Source organism: Aquabacterium sp. A7-Y, assembly GCF_026153205.1.
Classification (GTDB): Bacteria; Pseudomonadota; Gammaproteobacteria; order Burkholderiales; family Burkholderiaceae_C; genus Caldimonas.
The window spans coordinates 34,251-60,192 of sequence record NZ_JAPFBW010000024.1; the positions used below are offsets into that span (position 1 = coordinate 34,251).

Annotated in this window: 10 protein-coding genes; 3 read left to right on the plus strand and 7 right to left on the minus strand. The window is 73.4% G+C overall.

Annotated features, from left to right (window positions below):
- Positions 1 to 103 precede the first annotated feature (103 nt).
- The 3 genes from OOT46_RS20540 (at position 104) to OOT46_RS20550 (ending at position 3,309) form a co-directional block, all read left to right on the plus strand.
- Complete coding sequence (locus OOT46_RS20540; RefSeq protein ID WP_322114273.1) at positions 104 to 568, plus strand: 2OG-Fe(II) oxygenase; 465 nt, start codon at positions 104 to 106, stop codon at positions 566 to 568.
- Entirely contained in the window at positions 565 to 855 is a 291-nt protein-coding gene (locus tag OOT46_RS20545; RefSeq protein WP_265405498.1) for a TfoX/Sxy family protein, read from the plus strand. The genes OOT46_RS20540 and OOT46_RS20545 overlap by 4 nt, the downstream gene beginning before the upstream one ends.
- Before the next feature lie 192 nt (positions 856 to 1,047).
- Positions 1,048 to 3,309: a hypothetical protein gene (locus OOT46_RS20550; RefSeq protein WP_265405499.1), complete on the plus strand. Its 2,262-nt coding sequence runs from the start codon at positions 1,048 to 1,050 to the stop codon at positions 3,307 to 3,309.
- A 31-nt stretch (positions 3,310 to 3,340) separates the two neighbouring features.
- Here OOT46_RS20550 and OOT46_RS20555 read toward each other — a convergent pair whose 3' ends face one another.
- Genes OOT46_RS20555 through OOT46_RS20585 form a run of 7 tightly spaced genes read right to left on the minus strand, consistent with a single transcriptional unit; the run spans position 3,341 to position 25,784 of the window.
- Complete coding sequence (locus OOT46_RS20555) at positions 3,341 to 3,757, minus strand: GFA family protein (protein WP_265405500.1); 417 nt, start codon at positions 3,755 to 3,757, stop codon at positions 3,341 to 3,343.
- The gene (locus OOT46_RS20560; RefSeq protein ID WP_265405501.1) at positions 3,754 to 4,620 is read right to left on the minus strand and encodes a metallophosphoesterase family protein; all 867 of its coding nucleotides are present in this window, start codon (positions 4,618 to 4,620) and stop codon (positions 3,754 to 3,756) included. The genes OOT46_RS20555 and OOT46_RS20560 overlap by 4 nt, the downstream gene beginning before the upstream one ends.
- A 13-nt stretch (positions 4,621 to 4,633) precedes the next feature.
- Positions 4,634 to 5,122 carry a flavin reductase gene (locus OOT46_RS20565; protein ID WP_265405502.1) on the minus strand — a complete coding sequence of 163 codons (489 nt, stop codon included), beginning with the start codon at positions 5,120 to 5,122 and terminating at the stop codon, positions 4,634 to 4,636.
- Positions 5,123 to 5,174: 52 nt separating this feature from the next.
- The gene (locus tag OOT46_RS20570) at positions 5,175 to 6,245 is read right to left on the minus strand and encodes an LLM class flavin-dependent oxidoreductase (protein WP_265405503.1); all 1,071 of its coding nucleotides are present in this window, start codon (positions 6,243 to 6,245) and stop codon (positions 5,175 to 5,177) included.
- Between the two features lie 27 nt (positions 6,246 to 6,272).
- On the minus strand, positions 6,273 to 13,568 hold the full coding sequence (locus OOT46_RS20575) for a type I polyketide synthase (protein ID WP_265405504.1): 7,296 nt from the start codon (positions 13,566 to 13,568) through the stop codon (positions 6,273 to 6,275).
- On the minus strand, positions 13,561 to 18,273 hold the full coding sequence (locus OOT46_RS20580) for a type I polyketide synthase (RefSeq protein WP_265405505.1): 4,713 nt from the start codon (positions 18,271 to 18,273) through the stop codon (positions 13,561 to 13,563). Before OOT46_RS20580 ends, OOT46_RS20575 begins: the two co-directional genes overlap by 8 nt.
- Positions 18,270 to 25,784, minus strand: a complete 7,515-nt coding sequence (locus tag OOT46_RS20585; protein ID WP_265405506.1) for a type I polyketide synthase — start codon at positions 25,782 to 25,784, stop codon at positions 18,270 to 18,272. Before OOT46_RS20585 ends, OOT46_RS20580 begins: the two co-directional genes overlap by 4 nt.
- Positions 25,785 to 25,942: the final 158 nt, after the last annotated feature.

Here is a 25,942-nt window from a genome sequence, read left to right on the forward strand (position 1 = left end):
CAGCGTGCCATGAAGATCGAACCAAGGGGGGGCCGGTGTCTTCACGCTCCCCGACTTTCTGAACCCCGAGGAGTGCGCCCGGCTCATCGCCCGCAGCGAGGCCATGGGCTACGGCGAGGCGGTGATCAGCACCGACGACGGAGACCGCCTGCTCAAGGAAACGCGCAACAACGACCGCATCGTCTTCGACGATGCCGCATTGGCACACTGGTTGTACGACAAGGCGCAGCCCGGCCTGCCTGCGCTGCTCGACGGCTGGCAGCTGCAGGGCTTCAACGAACGGCTGCGCTTCTACCGCTACGAGAAGCAGCAGTACTTCAAGTGGCACCAGGACGGTACCTTCCGGCGCTCGGCCCACGAGGAGAGCGTGCTCACTTTCATGATTTACCTCAACGACAACTTCATCGGTGGCCACACCGAGTTCCGCTGGGACACGGTGCAGCCCCGGGCCGGCATGGCGCTGGTCTTTCCGCACCGGCTGAGCCACCAGGGCTCGGCGGTCGGCGCCGGCGTCAAGTACGTGCTGCGGACGGATGTCATGTACCGCGACGCGGCCTTCGCCGGATGAGCTCGCTGGCTGAATTGCCCCACCTCGGCCCGGCGTCGCAGCAGGCGCTGTCGCGCGCCGGCATCACCTCGGTAGAGCAGTTGCGCCGCCTCGGGTCGGTGGCCGCTTACGCGCAGGCCAGGCGCAGCGGCGCGCGGGTCAGCCTCAACCTGCTGTGGGCACTGGAGGCGGCCCTCACCGGGCTGCACTGGCAGGAGGTGGCGCGCTTGCACCGCACCAGCCTGCTGCTGGCGCTCGACGAGCACGAACGGCAGCCGCACCGCGAGCCGGGCCGGCGCCGCCGCTGAACCGGCGCCGCAGGGAGCGGTTGCAGGCGACACGCATCGGCCCCATGACCGCACGACGCGGTTTTCGCGCCGCCCGGCGGGCCATCGGCCGCTTGTGAACAATTTCACAGGTGCAGGGAACCGTCGCCGACGAGAATCGGCGCCAAGCAACAAGAACAAGGGCGACGCCCCCCGTCGTCCAGGAGGGGTGAGATGACAACAACGATCCCGGAACGCGGTACCGGCAGCCGGTGCCGCCTGCTCGCCACCCTGCTGCTGTGTGCCACGCTTGCGGCCTGCGGGGGCGGGGGCGGTGGCAGCAGCGGAGATAACGAGGGCGGCCACGACCGCAGCAACGGCAGCAGCGATGTTCCTCCCGCCGTCGGCAGTGCACTGACGACGCTGCAAGTGCGCAGCACCTCGACCTCGGACCAGGCGTCGGTCCCCATCAGCTTCGGCCAGACCTTCCCCCCCGGCCACATCGCCGCATCGCAAGGCCTGGCGCTGCGCCTGCCCGACGGCCGGCAGTTGCCGGTCCAGCTGGACGCCAAGGCCACACATGCCGACGGTTCGCTGCGGCACGCGGTGATCTCCACCGTGCTGCCGGGCCTCGCGGACGGACAGACGCAAACCCTCACGCTGCTCAGCCTGGCCGAGCGCCGCGCCACGGCCGCCGGCGATCCCGAGGATCTGCTCGACCAGGGTTTCACGGCCTCGGTGCAGGTCCGGCTGGGCGGTGTGAGCTACCTGGCGTCGGCCGATGCACTGCTGCGCTCCGCGGACCGCACGCCTTGGCTGGCGGGGCCGATCGCCGACGAATGGCTGGTCTCGGCGCCGCTGACCACGGCGCAGGGCGCGGCCCATCCCCATCTCAACGCCCGCTTCGCGGTGCGGCACTACCCCGGTACCGGCCGCGCCCGCGTCGACGTGGTGATCGAGAACAACTGGGCCTACGAGCCCGATCCGCAGAACCTCGTCTACGACGTCGAGGTTCGGGTCGGCGGGCAGCCGGTCTACACGAAAACCGGCCTCACCCACTACCACCACGCCCGCTGGCGCAAGACCTTCTGGTGGGGCGAGGCGCCGCAAGTCCACCTGCGCCACGATCCCGTCTACCTGATCGCGTCCCGGGCGCTGCCCAGCTACGACACCTCGATCACGGTGTCTTCCACCGCGCTGGATCAACTGGCCAGCCGCTGGACCGATGCCGACAAGGAGCCCATGGGGGTCGGCATCGTCACGCCCTACATGCCCACCACCGGCGGCCGCGGCGACATCGCACCGCTGCCGCAATGGGCCGCGATGTACCTGCTGAGCCAGGATGCGCGGGCCCGGGACGTCACGCTGGGCACCAGCGACCTGGCCGGCAGCTGGTCGATCCACTACCGCGACAAGGCCACCGGGCTGCCGGCCAGCATCCTGCAGTACCCCTACATGGCCCTGCTCGGCACACCCGGCGACAAGGTCAACCCCGCCACCCGCAAGAGCGAGGCCTTCCCGCCCTGCGCCACGGCCGACGCCTGCAGCTCGCCTTATTCACCCGACACGGCCCACCAGCCCTCGCTCAGCTACCTGCCCTACCTGGTGACCGGGGACCACTACCACCTGGAGGAACTGCAGTTCTGGGCGAACTACAACCTGCTGCTGATGAACCCGTGGTATCGGCAGGCCGGCAAGGGCATCGTGGCGTCCCAGCAGGTGCGTGGGCAGGCCTGGTCGCTGCGCACCCTGGGGCAGACCGCCTACATCACACCCGACAAGCATCCGATGAAGTCCTACTTCGTCGGGCGCGTCGCCGACAACCTCGCCTACTACAACGCCAACTACACGCAAGGGCAGCCGAATGCGCTGGGTGTCATCGACGGCACCGGGCTCTATGCCTTCAATGCCATCGTCTACGGCACCCCGGCCGGCGACCTCACCGGCCTCGCCCCATGGCAGGACGACTTCTTCACCTGGAGCGTCGGCCACCTGGCCGAGCTCGGCTTCGCCGATGCGCAGCCGCTGCTCGCGTGGAAGGCGAAGTTCCCGGTCGGGCGCATGACAGCCCCCGGCTTCTGCTGGGTCGATGGCGCCGCCTATGCGATGGCGGTGCGCCCCACCGGCACGAAAGGCCCGCTCTTCGGCAGCCTGGCCGAGGTGTATGCGGCCACCTTCCAGGACGGCCAGCTCACCGGCGGCAGCAACGCGCTGCCGGTGCACCCGGCCGGCTTGAAGTACCTCGACCAGCCCTGCGGCAGCCAGGCCCAGGCGGACTGGCGCACGGCCACCAGCGGCCGCACCTGGCTCGCCGGGGAGATGACCGGCTATGCCAGCTACGAGGCCGGCATGCCGTCCAACCTGCAGCCCGCGCTGGCGGTCGCGGCGACCTTCGGGCTGCCCCAGGCCCGCGAAGCATGGGCGGTCTTTGCCGCCAGGTCCGTGAAACCGGACTACAGCATCGGCCCGCAATGGGCGGTGGTGCCGCGGCCCTGAGGACGCGCAAAAGGACCGGCAGCGCCGCGCTTCAGGAGGACGACGGCGCCGGCCGGCCCTGCTCGAACTGCGGCAGCCCGTCGTCGATGTCGTACCACGGCGCCTTGGAAGCGACGAAGGAGTGGAACTGCGGCCGCAACGAGGGCGCGTCGAGCAGGCTGCCGAGCCGCAGGTGGATCATCGAGCGCAGCGGCTTCTCGGCATACAGGCTGGAACCGCAGTGCCGGCAGAACACCAGCACGGTGTGCTCGCTCTTGGCGTAGCGGGACAGGCTCTGCTCGCCCCGCGTCACGCGCAAGGCCTGCATCGGCACCCCGCCGAAGGCGGAGAACGCCGAGCCTGAAAACCGCCGGCATTCCGAGCAGTGGCAACAGCCGGCGTATTTCATTGCGTCCGGAACGGTGTACTCCACCGCACGGCACACACAGCTTCCCTTGAGTTCTCTCATTGGTTCGCTCCCATGGCATGAGTTCTCTCCGCGGGCGCGGGCAGGATCTGTCGCAGCGCCGCCTGCGCCCCCGGATGGCGCAGCCATTGGCGAGGGTAGCCGAGCGACACCTCTTCAAAACGCACGCCGTCGATGAAACGCTGGTGACGGATGTGCAGATGGCCCGACACCACCACCGCGGCACGGAAGCGCCGGTGCCAGTCGCGCGTGCGCCGGCTGCCGCACCAGGGGCTGAAGCGTGGCAGCAGCGGCAGCCGGGCCAGCTCGGCCAGCAGCGGGAAATGGTTGACCAGCACCGTCGGCCCGGGATGCCCGGCCAGCGCGGCGTCCAGGCGTGTTTCGGTCAGCGCGCAGCGCGCGGCACACCAGGCCTCGCGCGACGGGTAGGGATCGGGGTGCAGCAGGTGCTCGTCGGCGCATTCGATGCCGGCCTCGCGCGCCCAGGCGCGCGCCGCGTCGGGGTCCATGCCGGGCGGGCAGAACGAGTAGTCGTAGAGCACGAACAGCGGCGCGATCAGGTGCGGCACACCACCGTCCGGGACGAACAGCGGGTAGGGGTCTTCCGGGGTCAGCACGCCGTGCTCGCGGCACAGCTGCACCAGCGCCCGGTACTTGGCCTCGCCGCGCAGGCCACCGCCGCCGGCCTCCTGGGGCAGGCTCCACAGCTCGTGGTTGCCGGGCACCCAGACCAGCTGGCGGAAGCGGGGCCTCAGCGTCTCGATCACGAAACCGAGGTGTTCCAGCGTCTCGCCGAGGTCGCCGGCCAGCAGCAGCCAGTCGTCCGGGTGTGCCGGCAAACTGAGCACTGCGTCGCGGTTGAGCGGGTGGGCGACATGCAGGTCGCTGATGGCCCACAGCTTCATGCCGGCACACCGCTCACACGGTGGCTTCGACGGTGCAGAAGCGACGCCGGAAGTAGACCACCGCATCGGCCTCGCGGGCCGCGCGCAGGCCGACGATGGTGACGTAGAGCACCGTATGGGTCGCCACCTCGGTGAGGCCGGTGATCTGCCCGTGCAGGCTGACCAGCGCCTCGCTCAGGATGGGCACGCCGTTGTCCGCCACTTCCCACTGTCCTTCGCCGAAGGGGTCCTCGCCCGACGCCAGCGTCGCGCCGCCGAAACGCCGCGCCAGGCCGTCCTGCCCGGCCGCCAGCACGTTGATCGCCAGCACGCCGTTGGCCTGCAACACGGCGTGGCTGCGGGCCTGCCGGTTGACGCAGACCAGCATGGTCGGTGGCGCGTCGGACACCGAACACAGCGCGGTGGCCGTCATGCCGCGGCGTCCGCCCGGCCCGTCGGTCGTGATGATCGCCACGCCGGCCGGCAAGGCCGCCATCGCGTTGCGAAAGTCCTGATCGGTCATCGTCGCCTCAATCGGTGTCGGTCCGGTCGCCGGTGTGGGCCGCCTGGCGTCTTCAGGCGAAATGCGGCATCACCTGCTCGGCAAAAACGCGCAGCGAACGCAGGATGAGCTCGTGCGGGACCGTGCCCATCTGCATGATCAGGATCAGCTCGTCCACGCCCGCGTCCTGGAAGCGCTGCACCGACTCGCGTGCCGCGGCGGGGTCGCCGATGACGGCCAGCAGCGGCCCCCCGCTGCGCGAGCGGCTGGCCTTGGCGGCCTCGAGTTCGGCCTCGGTCAGGTCGTCGCGCGGCACGTCCAGGGGCCCGAGCGGGCGCTCGTCGGTGAAGTAGTAGCGCGCCAGCCCCTGGCCGAAAAAGCGCGCCCCGCGGAAGCCGTGCACGCAGGCCTCGTGGTCGTTCTCCAGCACCAGCGCGGTCGGCGTGCAGGCGAAGTGGTTGTTGACCTGGTAGGCCTTGGGGCTGGCCGCGGCGATGGCGTCGCGGTAGGCCTGCACCTTCTTCACCAGGAAGTCGTCGGTGCCCTGCGCGAAGTTGAGCGCGCCAACCCCCAGCTCGCCGAGCCGCTGTGCGTTTTCCGCCGACGAGCAGGCCGCGTAGAGCGGCGGATGCGGACGCTGCACCGGCTTGGGCACGACCTGCGTCGGCGGGATCTGGTAGAGCGCGCTGTTCCACTCGAACACCTCGCTGCGCCAGATGCGCGGGATCATCTCCAGCGCTTCCAGCCACTGCCGGTCGAGCTGGGTGCGGTCGACCTGGAAGGCGTCCTGCTCGACCCGGCTGGCGCTCTTGCCCGAGCCCCAGTTGACGCGGCCCTCGGACAGCACGTCGAGTGCCGCCACCCGCTCGGCGATGCGGATCGGGTGGTTGTAGCGGCCCGGCGTCAGGGTGACGCCGTGCCCCAGGCGGATGCGGCGCGTGCGCGCCGCCACGAAGGCGAGGTACACCTCCGGCGCCGACGAATGAGCGTACTCGTAGAGGCCGTGGTGCTCCACCGCCCAGACGCAGTGATAACCCAGTGCGTCGGCCAGCACGGCCTGCTCGACGCAGTCGTGGAACAGCTGCCGCTCGGTGACGCGGTTCGGCTGCGAGATCTGCATTTCGATGAAGATCGAGAATTTCATGGCATGTCCAGTCGTTGTTGTTGTCGTTCAGCGGCCCAAGGCATCGATGCCGGCCCGCAGCGCCTTGGCGATGCGCTCCGGCCGGTCCAGCATGGTGTGGTGCCAGCCGGGTGCCACGACCAGCTCGGTGCGGCCCTGGATGCGCTCGAACCAGAAGTCCTCGGGCCGTGCCGGCGTGTCGCCCTCCCAGTACAGGTCCAGACCCGCATGCGCCTCGCCGGGCGGCCGCATCGCGTCGCGCTCCTCGGCGCGCACATAAAGCAGCGGCCCCGGCAGCGACGGCGCGTCGTAGCCGATCAAGGCGTCCATGTGGGCGTGCACGATCTGGAACAGGCGGTCGATCTGGCCCCGCTCGGCATCCAGCCCCATGGCGGCCGCCACCCGCTCGATGGCCTCGGGCCGGCGCTCGCGCCAGTCCGCCGGCAGGCGGGCGGCATGCTCGGGCGGCGACAGCGCATCGAGCATCACCAGCAGCTCGGGAGGGCGTCCGCGCTCGTGCAGCTGGCGCGCCATCTCGTAAGCCAGGGTGCCGCCGAAGGAGTGGCCGCCCAGCACGAAGGGCCCGGTGGGCCAGCGCTGCAGCAGTTCCTCGACGTACTGCGCGGCGATGTCGGTCAGGCGCGCGGGCACCGGCTCCGCGTCGTTCAGCGACGGCCCGGCCACGCCGTAGACGGTCTGCTGAGCGCCCAGGGCCCGCGCCAGCGGCACGTAGGCGAAGGCGCTGGGCACCAGGGCGTGGATGAGGATCAGCGGCGGCCCGGACTGGCCCGCCTGCAGCTCGACCCAGCGCCCGCCGCGCGACGCGACCGAAGCCGGCGCGCTCTTCGCAGCCGACGGCCGTGCCGCGGCCCCGGGAGAAGCCGGCTGCAGCGCCTCGACCACGTAGCTCGCCAGCTGCGCCACGGTGGCGTCCGGCGGCAGCGCGGTGATCGAGAGCGAGACGCCCAGCCCGGCCTGCAGCCGGTTGCGCAGGTCCACCAGCATCAGCGAGTCGAAACCCAGCCCGATGAGGGAGCCGTCGGCCGCGACGGTCTCGGTCGGCCGCCACAAGGTGCGGGCCACCTGCTCGCGCACCCAGTCGGTCGCCTGGGCCAGCACCTGCTCGTGCGGGCTGCCGGCACTCAAGGCCGCGCGGATCGCGGCGGCCTCGGCATCGGCCGCCGCCGGGCCGTCGGTGCTGCTGGCCCCTTCGCGGGCGAACAAGGCCAGCAGCGGCGACTTGGCGGCCTCCGGGTAGCCGCGGAAGAAGGCCCCCCAGTTGATCGGCACCGCCAGCACGTCGTTGATGCCACGGGTCACCAGCTCGCCCAGCAGCTCGGTGCCGCGCGCCAGCGGCAAGGCGGTCATGCCCGGGAAGGCGACGCTGCGCGCGCCCTGGACCCGGGCCGCCATGCCGACGTCGGCCCACGGGCCCCACAGCACGCAGGTGGCCGGCAGCCCCTGCGCCTGGCGCCAGCGCGCCAGGGCGTTGAGGAAGGCGTTGCCGGCCGCATAGTTGCCCTGGCCCGGCGAGCCGAGCGCCGCGGCGATCGAGGAGAACAACACGAAAAAGTCGAGCTCCTGGCGCGCCGTGGCCGCATGCAGATGCCAGGCGCCTTCCACCTTGGGTGCCATCACGCGCAGCAGGCGGTCGGCATCGAGCTGGGCCACGACGCCGTCGTCCAGCAGGCCGGCCGCGTGCAGCACACCGCGCAGGGGCGGCAGGCCGGCCTCGGCGGCGCTGTCGAGCGCGGCCCGCAGCTGCGCCGCCTGCGCCACGTCGCCGCGTGCCACGAACACCGTGGCGCCCGCCTCGCGCAGCTGGGCGATGACCGCGTCGGCCTGCGCCGTCGGAGCGCTGCGGCCGAGCAGGACCAGGTGGCGCGCGCCTTGCGCGACCAGCCACTGCGCCATCACCAGGCCCAGCCCGCCCAGGCCGCCGGTCACCAGGTAGCTGGCATCGGCGCGCAGCGGCAGGCCGGAGCGGGCCCGGCCCACGATCGCCGGCGACCGGCCGCCCACCTGGAACACGATCTTGCCGATATGGCCGGCATTGGCGAGGCACTGGAAGCCGGCACGCACGTCCTCGATGCCGAACAGCTGGCGTGGCAGCGGCCGGTAGGCGCCATCCGCGATGCGGGTGAAGACCTCACGCAGCGTCTCCTGCACACGCTCGGGGCGCGAGTCGCACAAGGCGATCAGATCGACGGCGGCATAGCTGAGCGAGCGGCGGAACGGCGCCAGCTGCACCGCCTTGTCCCCATAGAGGTCGCGTTTGCCGATCTCGATGAAACGCCCGTGCGGACGCAGCACCGACAGCCCGCGCTCGATGAAAGGCCCGGCCAGCGAATTCAGCACCACGTCCACGCCGGCGCCTTCGGTCAGGCGCATCACCTCGTCGGCAAAGTCCAGCGAACGCGAGTCAAGCACGTGCTCGATGCCCAGCGAGCGCAGGTAGTCGCGTTTTTCCGGCGTGCCGGCGGTGGCGAAGATCTCCGCACCGATGGCCTGCGCCACCTGCACGGCTGCGAGGCCCACGCCGCCGGCTGCGGCGTGGATCAGCACCCGCTCGCCGCGCGCCAGCCGCCCGGCCTCGTGCAGCGCGAAGTGGGCGGTGCCAAAGGCCACCGGCAAGGTCGCCGCCTCCTCGGCGCTCATGCCGGCCGGCAGGCTCCACACCAGGCGGGCATCGGCCCGGGCGTGCGAGCCGATGCTGTGCGCCGCGAGCGCCACCACCTGCCGGCCCTCTCTTTGGCCCTGCACGCCCGGCCCGACCGCCACCACGGTGCCGCTGCACTCGAAGCCCAGCGTGATGCGGCCCGGCTGTTCACCGACCTCGATGCCCAGCGTCACCAGCACGTCGCGGAAGTTGAGCCCGGCGGCCTGCACCTCGATGACGACCTCGCCGGGGCCCGGCTCGGGCCGGGTGGTCTCGCGCAAGGTGAGCGAGTCCAGCGAGCCGGTTTTCGTCAGCTCCAGCTCATAGGGGCGGCCCTCGGCGGGCGCCACCGAGACGGGGGCCGCGGCCACTTCCACACGCGCCAGGCGCGCCACCGAGCGGCCCGAGCTGAGCAGCGCCACCTGGTTCTCCGGGCCGTCGGCCAGCACTTCGGCCAGCAGCTCGGCTGTTTCGTCCGGCGCGGGGGTCGCGGCCAGGTCGATCAAGGAGCAGCGCAGCTCGGGATGCTCGACCGTCAACACGCGGCCCAGGCCCCACAGCGGCGCGGCCTCGATGCCGGCCGGTGCCTGCGCCGCCTCGACCTGGGCGGCGCCGCGCGTGACGAGCCAGAGCCGCGGCAGCTCCGACAGGCCGGCAGGCAGCAGGGCCTGCACCAGGTGCATGGCCGAGACGACACCGAGACGCTGTGCCGCCGCCAGTGTGTCGGCGCTGGCCGCCTTTGGCGCGAGCGCGCCCTGCCCGTCCAGCGACCAGAGGTGCAGCACGCCGCGGCACGGCCCGGCCTCGGCGCCGAAGCTGCGCGCCAGCACCTGCGCCAGGCCTTGCGGCTCGTCGGGCGCGGCGATGAAGGTCTGCGCGTCGAGGCGCTCGAAGGCCGAGCCGGCCTGCACCACCACGCAGCGGCCGCCGGCCGCGCGCAAGGCTTGCGCCAGGCGCTCACCGACGCCGCCGGCATCGGCCAGCACCAGCCAGGCACCGTCCGCCGATGCCGCTGCCGCCTCGCGTGCCTGCGGCTGCCACTCGATGCGATAGAGCGAATGGCCCAGCATGTCGGCCGAGCGGCGCACCTCCTGGAAGGCCACGCTGCGTGCTTCCAGCACCCGTTCGCCGGACGCCGTGTACAGCTGCAGCTCCATGCAGGGCCGCCCGGTTCCGTCGGCCGGCACGGTGCGCACATGGGCCCACACGCCGGGCTCGCGCGTCTCGAAAAAGCGCAGGCCGGTCGCGGTGCCGGGCACGAAGTAGGAGCCGAAGGGGTCGCTGCCGCCCATCAGCGCGACCGCGCACTGGAAACACGAATCGAGCAGCCCGGGGTGGACCCGGAACACGCTGCCCGGTGCGGCCGCCTGCGGGTCCACCTGCAGCTGCGCGACCAGTTCGCCTTCGCCGCGCCACATCTGCCGGATGCAGCGGAAGGCCGGGCCGAGGGCGTAGCCGAGCGCGTCCATCACGGCGTAGTGCTCGGCGCCGCTCATCACCTGGGTGCAGCGCTCACGAGCCCGCTCGAGGTCGGCCTGGGTCTGGCTGCCGGTCGCGCTGCGCAGGCTGCCGGTGGCGTGCACCACCCAGTCGCCCTCGCCTTCGCGGCTCGCCAGGCGGAAGGAGGCACAGCCTTGCCCGCGCGGTGTCAGCACCAGCTGGGCGGTGGGTGGGGTCTCGCCGGCCAGCACCAGCACCCGGTGGAAGTGGGCCTCGTCGATTGCGCAGGGCCCGTCGCCGAGGATTTCGGCGGCGATGGCTGCGACCATCGAGGCGATCGCCGCGGCCGGCACGATGACCAGGTTCTGGATCACGTGGTCGCGCAGCAGCTCCAGGCCGGGCGTGGCCGCGTCCAGGCTCCACTCCCAGTAGCGGCTCTCGCCGTCGGCGGCCACGCTGTGCTGCGGACCGACGATGGCCTGCACGCCGCTGCGTGGCGCGGCTGCCGGCGTGCCGGCACGCGCACCGGCGGCACCCGGGCGGAACCAGAAGCGCTCGCGCTGCCAGGCATAACGCGGCAGCGCGACAAAACGACGGCCGGTCGTGACGGCCGGCCACTGCAGCGTGCAGCCGCGCGCGTGCAGCGCGCCCAGTGCCGTCAGCATCGTCAGGCGCTCCGGCTCGCGCCGGCGCAGCGAGGTCAGCACGGTCGCGGTCCTGCCGCGCACGGCCAGGCTTTCGTCGATGGCGGTGGAGAGCACCGGGTGCGGCCCCACTTCCAGCAGCACGTCACAGCCGCTGTCCTGCAGCGCCTGCACGGCAGGCTGGAACAACACCGCCTCGCAGGCCTGGCGGACCCAGTAGTCGGCATCGAACTCGGTGCCGTCGCAGCGCCGTGCCAGCAGGGTCGAAACGATGGGCAGCTCCGCCGGGTGGCTCTGCAGTCCGCTCAGCGCCGCGCGCAGCTCGGCGCGCAAGGGCTCCATCTGCCGGCTGTGGAAGGCGTACTGCACCGGCAGCGGCGTGCAGCGGGTGCCGCGGCGCTCCAGCTCGGCGGCGCAGGCGGTGACGGCCTCGGGCGTGCCGGCCACCACGGTGGCGCTCGGGCTGTTGACGGCTGCAATCGACAGCCCGCCCCCCAGCCCGGCGATCAAGGCATCGACCTCGGCGCGCGGCAGCGCCACCGACAGCATCGCGCCCTGCCCGCGGGTGCGCTGCATCAGCCGGCCGCGCTGCGCGACCAGCGCCAGCGCGTCGGGCAAGGACAGCACGCCGGCCACGCAGCAGGCCGCGATCTCGCCGATGCTGTGGCCGACCACGGCCGCGGGCGCGATGCCCCAGGACTTCCACAAGGCGACCAGCCCCCATTGCAGGGCGAACAGCGCGGGCTGCGCAAGCTCGGTGTTGTCGAGCTCGGCGCGGCTGTCGGAGGCGTCGAACAGCGCCTGCAGCGACCAGTCGGCCAGCCCGCGCCAGTGCGTTTCGCAGGCCTCGATCGCGGCGCGGAAGACCGGCTCCTCGCGGAACAGCTCCTGCCCCATGCCCAGCCATTGCGGCCCTTGGCCGGAAAACACGAAACCGACGCGCGGCTCGACGTGTGAGGTCGATGCCGCCGCGCCGTCGGCCAGCGCACGCTGCAGGCGCTCGCGCCACTCGGCGGTCGAGCGGCCGGCGACGGCGATGCGGAAGCGCTGGTGGGTGCGTCGCGCGCCGGCCGCGAAGCTGATGTCGCGGGCCTCGGCGACGCTGCCCGCCAGGAAAGTATCGAAGGACTGCGCCATCGCCTGCAAGGCCTGCGGGGTGTGCCCGCTGAGGACCAGCAGCTCGGCACGCGCGGGGGCGGCCTGCCCGGCGTCCGGCGCGGACGGCAGCGGCGCCTCCTCGACGATGGCGTGCGCATTGGTGCCGCCGAAGCCGAAGGAGTTGATGCCGGCCAGCCGCGGCCGATCGCCGCGCGGCCAGGGCACGGCACGGGTCGCGATGCTCAGGCGCGTGTGCTCCAGCGAGATGCTGGGATTGAGGTCGCGCAGGTGCAGCGTCGGCGGGATCTCCTCGTGCTCCAGCGCGAGCATGGTCTTCAGCAGGCTGGCGATGCCGGCGGCCGCCTCGAGGTGGCCGATGTTGGTCTTCACCGAGCCCATCGCGCAAGGACCGGCGTCGTCGGTCGGCACGCCATAGGTGTCGCTGAGCGCTTCGACCTCGATGGGATCGCCCAGCGAGGTGCCGGTGCCGTGGGCCTCGATGTAGCTGACCTGGGAGGCCGCGATGCCGGCGCTGTCCAGCGCCTGCGCGATCACGGCGCGCTGCGCCAGCCCGTTGGGGGCGGTGAGGCCGTTGGTGCGGCCGTCCTGGTTGACCGCGACTGCACGCACCAGGGCCCGGATGACATGGCCGTCGCGCTGCGCCTGGGAGCGGCGCTTCAGCACCACGAACCCACAGCCCTCGCCGCGCACATAGCCGTCGGCACGCGCGTCGAAGGTCTTGCAGCGGCCGTCGGCCGACATCATGCCGGCCTGCGAGAAGTACACGCTCAGCTCGGGCAGGAACATCATGTTGACGCCGCCGGCAATGGCAATGTCGCATTCGCCGCTGCGCAGGCTCTGGCAGGCCAGCTGCACCGCGACCAGCGAGGACGAGCAGGCCGTGTCGGTGGCCAGGCTGGGGCCGCGCAGGTCAAAGGCGTAGGACAGGCGGTTGGCGACGATGCAGTGCACGTTGCCGGTGCCGAAAAAGGGGTCGAGCGCGGCGCCGTCGCGGATCTGCAGCACGCCGTAGTCGTGCATCGTGGCGCCGACGAAAACGCCGGTGCGGCTGCCCGCCAGCTGCTCGCGCGTCAGGCCGGCATCCTCGAAGGCGTCCCAGGCCACCTCCAGCGCGATGCGCTGCTGCGGGTCCATCGCGGCCGCCTCGCTGGGCGAGATGCCGAAAAAGGCCGCGTCGAAGCGGTCGGCGTCGTCGACGATGCCGCCCCAGCGGGTGATGGACTTGCCGGGGGTCATCGGCTTCGGGTCGTACAGGGCCTCGGCGTCCCAGCGCTCGGCCGGCACCTCGCGCACCGCGTCCACGCCCTCCTGCAGCAGCCGCCAGAACGCCTCCAGGTCGGGCGCGCCGGGCAGCCGACAGGCCGCCCCGACGATGGCCACGGGTTCACGCTGCGCCTGCTGCAGCGCATCGATCTGCGCGCGGGCATCCCGCACGGCGGCGAGCGCGCGGCGCATCTGCGCCGCTTGTTGGGTCTCAGACACGGGTTCTCCTATTGCTTTGCTCCAGCGCCGCGATCTCGTCCTCGAGCGCGGAATGCAGGGTTTCGTCGGACAGTGAATCGAGCTCGGCCTCGGCGCCGGGCACGGCCGCCGGCGTGGGCGCCTCGCCGGCGCGGCCGAGGCGCAGGTCCATGCGCGCCGCCAGGTGGGTGGCGACCTCGGCGACGGTCGGGTAGCTGTAGACCAGCGTCGGCGACAGCGACAAATCGAGCGCCGCCTCCAGCCGGTTGCGCAACTCCACCCCCATGAAGGAGTCGAGCCCGAGGCTCACGAGCGGCACCTGGCTGCCGATGCGCCCGGGGTCCAGCAAGGCCACCTTGCCGAGGATCTCCTTCAGGTGGCCTTCGAGCAGCGGGCGCCGCTGCGCCGGATCGGCCGCTTCCAGCGCCCGGCGCAGCTGGCCGCGTCCGGCCTGGGACCGCTGCGGCCCGCCAGCACCGGCTTCCAGGTCGCGCAGCAGCGCGATCGCCGCGGCACGCGGATGGCGCTGGCGCCAGTGGCGCAGGTCGAGCGGGAACAGGCCGAGGTGCAGTGCCAGGGCCGAGCTCAGCCCGGCGCAGGCCAGCGCGGTCGCCACGGCGGTCTCGGCCGGGACGGCCTCCTCGCCGGCGGCCCGCGGGTCGTCCTCCAGCTCGGTGGCCGGGCCCCAGGCCAGGCCGCAGGCGGCACGTCCGCGCGAGCGCTCGCGGTCCGCCAGCGCCTGTACGGCGGCCGCGCTGGCCAGTCCCGCCGCCTGGCCGGGGCTGCCCAGCAGGGCCGCGGCCGGTGTCGAGACCACAAAAAAGTCCAGCGGCAGATCGGCCACGGCCGCCTGCAGGACGACGGCGGGCAGCAGCTCGGCCTGCAGCGCCTGCCGCAAGGCCGCGCTGTCGAGTTCCAGCACGCTCGCGTCCTGCTGCCAGGGCGTGCCGATGTGCAGGCAGCCGCGCAAGGGCGCCATGCCCTGGGCCTGGCGCTCGCGCAGCCAGGCGCTCAGCGTGTCGCCCGCCTGCCATTCGGCCTCCAGCACCTCGAGCCGCTCCAGCCGGCCGCGCAGCGCGGCCAGCCGGGGTCCGGCGCCCCGCCACGAACCCGCCAGCACGAGGCTGCGCACACCGCGGTCGGCGAGGGCCTCGGCCGCATCCAGCGCCCGGGGCCCGCCGCTGACCAGGTAAGAGGCGTCGGGGCGCAGCGCCGGCGCGGTGTGGCCGGCGACCTCGAAGCGGGCCACACGGGCCACCCAGCGCAGCTCGCCGCGCCAGGCCAGCGCCTGCTCGCTGTCGGCCGCCGCGAACTCGTCCGCGAGACGGCCGGGCAAGGCCGCGTCGAGGGCGGCCGGCACATCGACCACGGTGCCGCCCAGCTCGGGCTGTTCATGCGCCAGGGCGCGGACCAGACCGCCCAGCGCCGCCTGTGCCGGCGCGACGTCCTCGCCCTCGACCGACTGGCCACCCTGCGTCACCACCCAGAGGCGCGGGGGATTGCGGAATCCGGCCCGGGCGACGCTCTGCACCAGGTGCGCGAGGCCGGCCAGCGCGTCGTGCGTCTGGTCCAGCATGCTGCCCGACGGCTCGCCGCCCCAGGGGGCATAGACGATGCCGCGGCAGGACAACGCCGAGGCCCCGAAGGCCTGACCGAGCAGCCGGCCCATCTGCGCGGCGTCGGCCGGGTCGACCTGCAGGCGCCGCTCGGCCTCGCTGCCGGACCCGGCCCGGCCGAGCCCGGCCGTCACGCAGGCGGCGCCACGCTGCTCCAGCACGGCGGCCAGGCGCCGGCCGAAATCGGCGCAGCCCGACAGCACCAGCCAGCTGCCCTCCAGGCTCTGCACGGCAGCGCCCGGCAGCGGCGCCTGCTTCCAGCGCTGCACCAGGGGCGCCCACGCCGGATCCGGCGTGTCGCCGGAGGCCACCGCCGCAGCGGCCTCGAGGGGCGGCTCGTCCGTGCCGGCGGCGACCGCCGGCGTCGGCGCCGCGGGCGCTTGCACATCGAGCCAGTAACGCTGGCGCTGCCAGGGGTAGGTGGGCAGCTCGACATGGCGGCCCGCGCGGTAGACGCGGCGCCAATCGATCGCGACGCCGAGCTCGTAGAGCTGGCCGAGCGAGCGGCGCAAGGTGCTGAGCTCGGCCTCGCGGGTGCGGATGGACGCCAGCAGGGCCGCGTCGCGTCCGGCCTGCATCAGGCAGTCGGCCAGCGCCGGCGCCAGGGTCGGCTGGGGACCGATCTCGACAAAGGCCTCGATGCCTTGCGCCACCACCTCCTGGACCGCGGCGGCGAACAGCACCGGCTCGCGCATCTGGCGGGCCCAGTACTGCGGCGTGAAGCTGTCGGCGTCGAGGCGGCGGCCGGTCAGCGTGGAATAGGCCGGCGTGTGGGCCGCCGCCGGACGCAGCCCGTCGCAGGCCAGAGCCAGCGCCGCGCCGAAGGGCTCCATGTGACGGCTGTGGAAGGCGTAGGAGACGCCCAGGTCGCGGCCCGCCACGCCGCGCGACTGCAGCGCGGCCAGCAGCGCCTGCACCGCGTCGCGGTCGCCGGCCACCACCGTGGTGTTGGGCCCGTTGACGGCCGCAACCGCGAGCTGGCCGCCCTGGCCGTCGATCTCGGCCTGCAGTTCCTCGCGCGACAGTGGCACCGAGGCCATCGCGCCCCGACCGGTCGCCTCCTGCATGATGCGGCCGCGCTCGATCGCCAGGTGCATGCCCTCGCGCAAGCTCAAGGCACCGCACGCCACCGCGACGGCGATCTCGCCGACGCTGTGGCCGATCAGCACGTCCGGCTGCACGCCCCAGCTGCGCCACAGGCACAGCAGCGCCCATTGCAGCGCGAAGATGGCCGGCTGGGCCAGGTCGGTGCGCGCCAGCGCGGAGCTCGACGGGTCCTCCAGGATGGCCTCGCGCAGCGAGCCCGCGCGGCGCTCGGTCGCATACCGCTCGCAGGCCTCGAAGGCCTCGCGAAACACCGGCTCCTGCGCCAGCAGGCTGCGGCCCATGCCGGCCCACTGGCCGCCCTGCCCGGAGAACACGAAGGCGATGCGCGGCCGGGGCCGCGCCGCCCCGGCCACGCCGCCGGGCTGGCGCTCGTCGAGCTGGCGTACCAGCTCACTCCAGTCGGACGCGAGCAGCGCGGCCCGGTGCGGGTGGTGCGTGCGCCGTGCCGCGGCGGTGTAGCAGGCGTCGGCCAGCGCCGGCCGCCCGGCCTCGCTGCCGGCCAGCCGGCGATAGGCCTGCAGCAGCTCGGCCAGCGCGGCTTCGCTGCGTGCCGACAGCGGCAGCACGAGAGCGGCCGGGCTGGCGCTGTCGCCCGGCGCGGCTGCGGCGGCGGGCGGCGTCGGGGCCGCCTCGAGAATCAGGTGGGCGTTGGTGCCGCCGAAGCCGAAGCCGCTGACGGCGCCGAAACGTGGCCCCTCGGGCCAGGGCCGGGTCTCGCCGGGAATGAACAGGCGGGTGCCGTCCAGCGAGATCTTGGGGTTGAGCTTCGAGAAGTGGGTGTGGGCCGGAATCACGCCGTGCCGCAGCGCGTGAACCATCTTGATGACGGCCGCCGCGCCGGCAGCGGCTTCGAGGTGGCCGATGCTGCTTTTCACGGAAGCCAGCGCGCAGGGGCGCGTGCCGTCCTCGGGACGTGCGTAGACGGCCTTCAGCGCGGCCACCTCGATCGGGTCGCCGAGCGGCGTGCCGGTGCCGTGCGCCTCGATGCAGCCGACCAGGCCCGGCTCCACGCCGGCGCTCGCCAGGGCCCGGCGCAGCACCTCCTCCTGGGCTTCGACGGCCGGTGCCGTGAGGCCGGCGCTCTGCCCGTCGTGGTTGACCGCCGAGCCGCGGATCAGCGCGTGGATGGTGTCGCCGGCCGCCAGCGCGTCGCTGAGCCGCTTGAGCACCAGCATGCCGCCGCCCTCGCCGCGCGCATACCCGTTGGCCCGCTCGTCGAAGGTCCAGCAGCGCCCGTCAGGCGAGAGCGCGCCCATCTTGCACATGTAGACATGCGGCCCGGGCACGATGATGCGGTTGACGCCGCCGGCCAGCGCGACATTGCATTCGCGCTGGCGCAGGCTCTGGCAGGCCAGGTGGATGGCGACCAGCGTCGAGGAGCAGGCCGTGTCCACCGTCATGCTGGGGCCGCGCAGGCCCAGCACGTAGGAGAGCCGGCCGCAGGCCACGCTGAAGCTGGAGCCGGTGCCGGTGTAGGGGTTGATGGCGCCGGCCTCACGCCATGCCAGCTGCGCGTAGTCGTTGGTCATCAGGCCGACGAACACGCCGGTGGCGCTGGAGTGCAGCGCATCCGGCGGCTCGCCGGCATGCTCCAGCGCCTCCCAGCTCAGCTCCAGCAGGAGCCGCTGCTGCGGGTCCATGTTCTGCGCCTCGGGCGGCGCGATGCCGAAAAACTCCGCATCGAAGCTATCGAGGTGCGGCACGAAACCGCCCCGGCGGGTGTACATCTTCCCGGGCGCCTTGGGGTCGGGGTCGTACCAGCCGTTCAGGTCCCAGCGGTCCGCGGGGACCTCGCTGATGCCGTCGCCGCCACGCTCCAGCAGCTCCCAGTAGCGTTGCGGCGAGTCGGCGCCGCCGGGCAGGCGGCAGCCCATGCCGACGATGGCGATCGGCTCGCTGCGCTCGTTCTCGAGCGCGGTGATGCGCGCCTTGGCCTTCTCCAGCGCCACCAGGGCCCGCTTGACCGGGTCCTGCGCCGGCTTGGGCGCGGTGTCTTGACTCATTTGGACAGTTCCTCCAGTTCCTCGATGCGCTTGAGCAATTCCGCCTCGGCCTCGGCCTTCGAGAGCTCGTCGACGCTGGCGGCAAAGTCGGGCGCCGCCGGTGCGGCCGCTTCGGCGGCCTCCACCGGGTCGGCCAGGGGCAGCTGCAGCTGCGTGACGAGATGGCGGCCCAGCGCCTGCAGCGTCGGGTGGCTCCAGACCAGCGTGGCGGGCAGCGACAGCCCCAGTGAGCGCTCCAGGCGGCTCTTGAACTCCAGCGCCATCAGCGACTCCAGCCCCATGTCGGGCAGCGAACGGCGCGGATCGATGCGAGACGCGGGCAGGCGCAGCACGGGCGCCAGCTGCTCGATCAGATGGGCCTCCAGCAGCGCGGCGCGCGAGCGGGCCGGCGCCGCGGCCAGGGCCTGGCGGAAGGGTGCCGCCGCCGCGTCCCCGGCCGCTGGCGCCGCGGCCCCCGGCTCCGGACCGTCGTCGCCGAGCCTGGCCTCGGGGGCCAGCGCCAGCACCAGCACATGGGCCCGCGGCTGGTCCAGCAGGGTTTGCATCGCCTGCAGCGCCTCGTCGGGGGCCAGGAAACGCAGGCCGCGGCCGGCCGCCTGCCGGGCCACCGCCTCGCGCGAGGCCGCCATGCCGACCTCGGCCCAGGGACCCCAGCCGATGCTGAGGGCGACCTGCCCCGCGGCCCGGCGGTGGTGCGCGAGGGCATCCAGGAAGGCGTTCGCGCTGGCGTAATGGGCCTGGCCGGCCGAGCCGATCGCGGCAGCCACCGACGAGAACAGCACCAGTGCGTCGACCGGCTCGCCCTGCAGCGCCTGGTGCAGGTTCCAGGCGCCGACGACCTTGGGCGCCAGCACCTTGGCGAAGCGCGCCGTGTCGAGGCTGCTCAGTGCCGCGTCGTCCAGCACGCCGGCGGCATAGAACACGCTGCCCAGCGGCCGCCCTTGCGCCCGCAAGGTGGCGAGCGCGCGCTGCAGGTCGGCGCTGTCGCAGGCATCACCGAGCAGGACCTGCACGCCGGCCCCGGCCCGCTGCAGGCCCTCGATGGCGGCGAGCGCCTGCGGCCCCGGCGCCTGGCGCCCCGTCAGGACCAGCTGGCGCGCGCCGCGCGCCACCGCCCACTCGGCCACCCGCAGGCCCAGCGCCCCGAGTCCTCCGACGATCCAGTGCACCGCCTCGGCGCGCAGCGCCGGGCCTGGGGTCGAAGCCGGGGCGCAAGGCTGCAGCCGGCCCCGGTAGACGCGCCCGGCACGCAGCGCGAAGCGACGTCCTTCCAGCGGCGCGCGCAGCAAGCTGGCAAGCACCTCCCCTTCGGCCTTGCCGCCGCCGGCATCGAGATCGATGCCGGCCGGGCGCAGTTCAGGGTGCTCCTGGGCGATCGCAGCGAGCAGTCCGGACAGGGGCGCCTGGGCCAGGCCGGCGACCTCCTCGTCGCGGCCCACCGCCTGCGCCCCGCGCGTCAGCAGCCAGAGGCGCGGCGGGCTCGCCCAGGCCTGCGACACCAGCGCCTGCACCAGCGCCAGCACACTGAAGCAGCCGAGGTGATGGGCCTCGGCCAGCGTCGCGGCGTCCAGCTGCCAGGCCGGCGCCGCGTCGAGCGCGCCGAGGTGGACGATGTCCAGCGGGGTGTTGCCCTCGGCCTGCGCGGCCTGCAGCAGTTGCCGGCACTGCTCGGCCGAGCTGAAGTCGAGGCGGTACTGCCGGGCGCCGCGGGGCTCGAAGGCCGCGCCGCGCAGAGCGAGCAGACACGCCTCGCCGGCGCGCTCCAGCCGCTCGGCCAGCGCCTCGCCGAGGCCGCCGTCGTCGGCCAGCACCAGCCAGCGTCGCGGCGCGGCCGCCGGGGACAGCGACGCCACCGGATGCCAGGCCATCTCGAGCAGGCTGGGCGCAGCCGTCGGGACGCTGGCCGTTGCCAGCGCGGTCTGCACGAAACGCGCGCCGACCAGCTCGGCCATCACCGTGCCGTCCGCGTCGATCAGGCGAAGATCGACACGCCGCTCGCGCGACCCGTCCTCCGTGTCGAGCAGCACCGCATGCACCCAGGCGGCGCCGGCGGGCCGGCGCAGCAGCGTGAAGCGCTGCACGCCGACCGGCACGAAGGCCTGCGGTCCGCCGTCGGCCCGTGCCGCCAGCGCGCCGCCCAGCTGGAAGGCGGCATCCAGCAGGACCGGGTGCACCCGATAGCGGGCCGCGTCGGCGGCCTGCGCGGCCTGCAGCGACACCTGCGCCAGCGCCTGGTCGCGGCCCCAGGCGACCGTTTCGATGCGGCGGAAGCGCGGCCCCATGCGGGCCCCGCGGGCCGACAGGAAGGCGTAGAAGTCGGCCGCGCCGGACGATCCCTCGCTGCAGGCCTGGCGGCCCGCCTCCAGGCTGAAGGCCACCGCGGCGGCCGGCTCGTGCCGCACCACCACACCCTCGGCATGCAAGGTCGATGTCGCGTCCGGAGCCGCCGAGACCACGAAGCGGATCCGGTCCGCGCTCGCTTCGGCGGTTTCCAGCTGAACGCCGGGATCCTGCCCGGGCACGAGCGGCAGCGGCGCGGCCAGCGCCAGCGGCTCGATGCGGGCCGGCACCTCGCCCCAGCGGTCGTGCGCGGCAGCCAGGGCGAGCTCCAGGTAGGCCGCCGCCGGGAACAGCGCGGTCTCGCCGATCACGTGGTCGCTGAAGCAGGCGCAGCCCGAAGCCGCGACGCTCCAGCGGACCGAGCCGGGATGGAGCGCAGACGCCTGACGCCGGCCCAGCAGCGGATGGCCGTCCCGCGACAACGCGGCCCCTGGCGTGGCGACCGGCTGGGCGACGGCCGCGAGCGGGAAACGCTCGCGCTGCCAGGCCGGGCCCGGCGCGCCGACGTTGCGCCCGGGCGGCACCAGCCGGTGCCAGGCCAGCGGGTGGCCGGCACAGAACAGGGCGGCAGCGGCCGCCCGCAGTGTGTCGGGCTCCGAGCTGCCGCGACGCAGCGAGGCGATCACGCGGCCCGCGCGCGCTTCGGCGGGCAGCATCTGCAGCAGGTCGCCGGCGTGGACCGGATGCGGACCGATCTCGACGAAGGTGACGTCGCCTTCGGCCAGCAGGCGCTCGATCACCGGCGCAAAACGCACCGGGTCGCGCGCCTGGCGCAGCCAGTGGGACGCCGTCAGCGGGCCATTCACCGGCTCGCCGGTGGCGGTCGAATACATCCGCAGGCGGGGCGCATGCAGGGCCAGCGACTCGAGCGCGCGGCCGAACTCGGGCAGGATCGCTTCGGTCTGGGCACTGTGGAAGGCGCAGTCGCCCGGCAGCCAACGGCAGGCGAGGCCGAGGGCGTGCAGGCTGTCCTCCAGCTCCTCGCACACCTCACTGTCGGCGGACAGCACGGTGGACTGCGGTCCATTGATCGCGGCCAGGCTGACCGCCCCCTCGAAGCCCTCGACGACCCCCTGCAGCGACGGCGCGTCGGCGTGCACGACCAGCATCGCGCCGGCGCCTTGCTGGCGCGCCATCAGCCGGCCCCGGTGGATCGCCAGGCGCATCGCCTCGTCGATGGAGCAGGCGCCGGCCGCGCAGGCGGCGGCGATCTCCCCGACGCTGTGACCGAGCACGACGTCGGGCACCACCCCCCAGGACGCCCACAGCTGGGCCAGCGACCACTGCAGCGCGACCAGCGCCGGCTGGGCAAACTCGGTGGCCGCCAGTCGCGAGCGCTCCTTGGGCTCGGCCAGCAGCTCCCACAGCGACCAGCCGGCCGCCTCGCGGGTGACGTCGTCGCACAGCGCGAGCGCGCGCCGGAACACCGGCTCGGCGGCCGCCAGCTGGCGTCCCATCTCGGCATACTGCGCGCCCTGGCCGCCGAAGACGAAGGCGATGCGGCCCGGCTCGCGCGGCGCCTGGCCACTGCACACGCCGGCCGGGGCCTGCCCGTGCAGCCAGCCGGCCAGCGCCTCGCACAGCTCGTCCGCGGTGCGGGCGACCGCCACCGCGCGGAACGGCTGGAAGCCGCGCCGCTCGGCCAGCGTGTGGCTCAGGTCGCCGAGCGAGGCCTGCCACTCGCCGCGCGCCAGCCGGGTCTTCAGCTCCCCGGCCAGGGCCCGCAAGGCCCCCGGCGTGTGGGCCGTGAGAGGAAACAGCCAGGCCGGCGGGGCGGCCCGCGGCGCTTCGGGCGGCAGCGGCGCCTCCTCGAGCACCAGGTGCGCGTTGGTGCCGCCGAAACCGAAGGAGCTGACCCCGGCGCGCCGGGGCTGCGGCCCGCCGGCCGGCCAGGGCTGCAGCTGGCGCGCCACCTGCAGCGGCAGGCGCTCGAAGGGAATCAGCGGATTGGCCTGCTCGAAGTGCAGGCTGGGCGGAATCGCGCCGTGGTGCAGGCACAGGGCCGCCTTGATGAGCCCGGCGACGCCCGCGGCCGACTCGAGGTGACCGATGTTGCTCTTCACCGAGCCGAGCCACGCCCTGGCGTCGCCGCGCCCCTCGCCGAGCACCGCGCCCAGCGCCGCGGCTTCCATCGGGTCGCCCAGAGGCGTGCCGGTGCCGTGCGCCTCGACCAGCGAGACCTCGCCGGGCGACACGCCGGCCGCGCGGTAGGCCGCGCGAAGAACGGCTTCCTGGGCTTGCCGGCTGGGGGCCGTGAGGCCGTTGGTGCGGCCGTCCTGGTTGACGGCGCCACCGCGAATCACGGCATAGATGCGATCGCCGTCTCGCTGCGCGGCGGACAGGGGCTTGAGCACCACCAGGCCGGCACCTTCGCCGCGCACATAGCCGTTGGCGCCGGCGTCGAAGGCCTTGCAACGGCCGTCGGGCGACATGAAACCGCCCTTGGAGAAGACGATCGTGAGCTCGGGCGACAGGATCAGGTTGACCCCGCCGGCCAGGGCCATCTCGCAGTGCCCGCCACGCAGGCTGTCGCAGGCCAGCTGCAGCGCCACCAGCGACGACGAGCAGGCGGTGTCGACGGCCACGCTGGGCCCGCGAAAGTCGAACTGGTAGGAGATCCGGTTGGCCGCGATGCTCAGGCCCATGCCCGGCCCGCTGAAACCTTCGTTGACCGCCTGGCTGGCCAGCAGCAGGCGGCCATGATCGCTGTTGGAGATGCCGACGAACACGCCCACCGGCCGGCCCGCGTGCGTGGAAGCGACCACCCCGGCGTCACCCATCGCCTCGGCGGCCACTTCCAGCAGCAGGCGCTGCTGTGGATCGAGATACGGCGTCTCGCGCGGCGACAGCCCGAAGTAGTGCGGATCGAAGCCATCCACGTCGTCGAGAAAGCCGCCCCAGCGGGTGCTCATCGTGCCGGGCGTCGCGACATCCGGGTGGTAGAGCGCGTCGATGTTCCAGCGCTCCCGCGGCACCTCGCGCACCGCGTCCACGCCGTTGCGCAGCAGGTTCCAGAAGGCCTGCGGCCCGTCGGCGCCGGGGAAACGACAGCCGATGCCGACAATGGCGATGGGCTCGCTCGACGGCAGCGCGGCGGGCGACGGCAATGGCGCAAGCGCGGCGGCCGCCTGGGGAACGCCTGTGAGATAGGCCGCCAGCCGCCCCACCGACGGGTGGTCCCAGAACAGCGTCGGCGGGCAGGGCCGGCCGAGCCGGCGCTCGAGCTCGCCGCTCAACACGATCGCCTGGCTCGAGCTCAAGCCATAGCGTGCGAAGGGAACCGCCGGGTCGATCTCCTGCGGCGCCGCGCCGACCGTGTCGGCCAGCGCCTGCACCAGCCAGTCGGCCAGCTCGCGCGGCCCGCTGCCGTGCGCCACCGCCGCCTGGCTCGGGGCCGAGGGCGCCGGCGCTGTGGCGGCCTGCGTACGTCGCCAAATGTGCAAGGCCTGCAGGCGATCCTGCAGGAAAGCCTGACGGCTCGCGCGCCGCTGTATCTTGCCGCTGGAGGTCTTGGGCAGGGTGCCCGGCGGGATCAGCGCGACGGCATGCACCGGCAGCTCGTGCTCGGCCGCGACCGCCTGGGCCACACGCGCGGCGATCGCGTCCAGGTCGGGCGCCCCGTCGCCCCCCTGCCGGTTGAGATCCAATTCCTGCACGATCACGGCCTGCTCGCCGCCCTCGACCTCCACCGCGAAGGTGGCGCCGCAACCGGGCTTGAGCCTCGGGTCGCAGCGCTCGACCGTCATCTCGAGGTCCTGCGGGTAGTGGTTGCGCCCATCGATGATGAGCATGTCCTTGTGCCGCCCGGCCACGAACACCTCACCCTGGCGCAGGAAGCCGAGGTCGCCGGTCCTCAGGAAGGGACCCTCGCCGGTGTCGGCCAGGCAGGCGGCGAAGGTGTGCGCGGTCTCCTCGGGGCGCTTCCAGTAGCCCTGCGCGACACCGCGGCCGCGCATCCAGATCTCGCCGATGCGGTCGGGGGCACAGCGCAGGCGGGTCTGCGGGTCGACGATCAGCACCTCGGTGCCGAGCGCCGGGCGCCCGCAGCCGACCAGCCGGCGCGCGTCGGCACGTCCGGGGGCCGGCATCACACGGTCCTCCAGCAGCGCCTGCGGATCCAGCTCCAGCACCGCGGCTTCTTCGTCGACGGCACGGGTCGAGACCTTCAGGGTCGCCTCGGCCAGGCCGAAGCCGGGCGTCAGCACGGTCGGTTTCAGGCCAAACGGGGCGAAGGTCTGGTTGAAGCGTTGCAGCGTTTCGGCGCGGATCGGCTCCGCCGCATTCAGCGCCAGCCGCCAGCTGCCGAGGTCCAGCGCCTGCCGCTCCGCCGCGGTGGTGCGCCGCACGCAGAGGTCGAAGGCGAAGTTGGGCGCCGCGCTGTGGGTGCCGCGAAAGCGCGAGATCGCCTGCAGCCAGCGGATCGGGCGCTGCAGGAAATCCGACGGTGTCATCAGCACGCCGAGGTGGCCGACATACACCGGCTCCAGCACCCCGTAGATGAGCCCGAGGTCGTGGAAGATCGGCAGCCAGCTGACCGAGACGCTCTGCTCGGTCTGGTCCCAGCCGACGATCATGTCCTCCAGCGTGTGCAGCAGATTGGCGTGCGAGACCATCACGCCCTTGGGCGTGCTGGTCGAGCCCGAGGTGTACTGCAGGAAGGCCAGCGAGTCCGGCGCGGGCAACTCGGCCGGATGGGGGGCGGCGGCCCCCGCGGCCAGAGTGTCGAGCGCGATCCAGGCCTCCGCCGCCGCGTCCGCCGCCCCCGGCCGGGTCTCCAGATCGCCGGCCGCCTCGAGGAAGCGGGAGTTGCACAGCACCGCGGCGGCGCCGGCGTCCTCGATGATGGCGCGCAGGCGGGGCAAGGCCCGCTCCAGCCGCGCCGGGTAGGCCGCCGGCACGGCGACCATGCCGGCATACATGCAGCCGAAGAAGGCCGCGATGTAGTCCAGCCCGGCGGGCAGCATCAGCAACACGCGCGCGCCGGCGGGCGCGCGGGCGCCCAGGGCGGCGGCGATCTCCAGGGCACGCTGCTGCAGCTGCCCGTAGCTGAGGCGCTGTTCGTGCGCCTCGCCGTCCCCGAGGAACACGAAGGCCTCTCGGTCGCGCTGGTGCTGGGCGCGCCAGGACAGGATCTCGACCAGCGTGCGGGGATGGAACGTTCCGATATGCATTGTTGAACCCGTCGGTGAGAGGTGCGCCTTCAGGCGCCCGAGTCAAAGTGCGTGCGGCCCTGCTGTGGCAGGGACGCACGCGCCACCCGTCGCGGACCCGCACGCCTTCACGCGACGCCGGGCATCGCGGTCGAAGCGGCGCGTCCGGCGCCGGCCGT

Bases quoted from the DNA above. Each gene is read 5' to 3' on its own strand.
- OOT46_RS20540 (WP_322114273.1), top strand. From the start codon at position 104: ATGGGCTACGGCGAGGCGGTGATCAGCACCGACGACGGAGACCGCCTG.
- OOT46_RS20545 (WP_265405498.1), top strand. From the start codon at position 565: ATGAGCTCGCTGGCTGAATTGCCCCACCTCGGCCCGGCGTCGCAGCAG.
- OOT46_RS20550 (WP_265405499.1), top strand. From the start codon at position 1,048: ATGACAACAACGATCCCGGAACGCGGTACCGGCAGCCGGTGCCGCCTG.
- OOT46_RS20555 (WP_265405500.1), bottom strand. From the start codon at position 3,757: ATGAGAGAACTCAAGGGAAGCTGTGTGTGCCGTGCGGTGGAGTACACC.
- OOT46_RS20560 (WP_265405501.1), bottom strand. From the start codon at position 4,620: ATGAAGCTGTGGGCCATCAGCGACCTGCATGTCGCCCACCCGCTCAAC.
- OOT46_RS20565 (WP_265405502.1), bottom strand. From the start codon at position 5,122: ATGACCGATCAGGACTTTCGCAACGCGATGGCGGCCTTGCCGGCCGGC.
- OOT46_RS20570 (WP_265405503.1), bottom strand. From the start codon at position 6,245: ATGAAATTCTCGATCTTCATCGAAATGCAGATCTCGCAGCCGAACCGC.
- OOT46_RS20580 (WP_265405505.1), bottom strand. From the start codon at position 18,273: ATGAGTCAAGACACCGCGCCCAAGCCGGCGCAGGACCCGGTCAAGCGG.
- OOT46_RS20585 (WP_265405506.1), bottom strand. From the start codon at position 25,784: ATGCATATCGGAACGTTCCATCCCCGCACGCTGGTCGAGATCCTGTCC.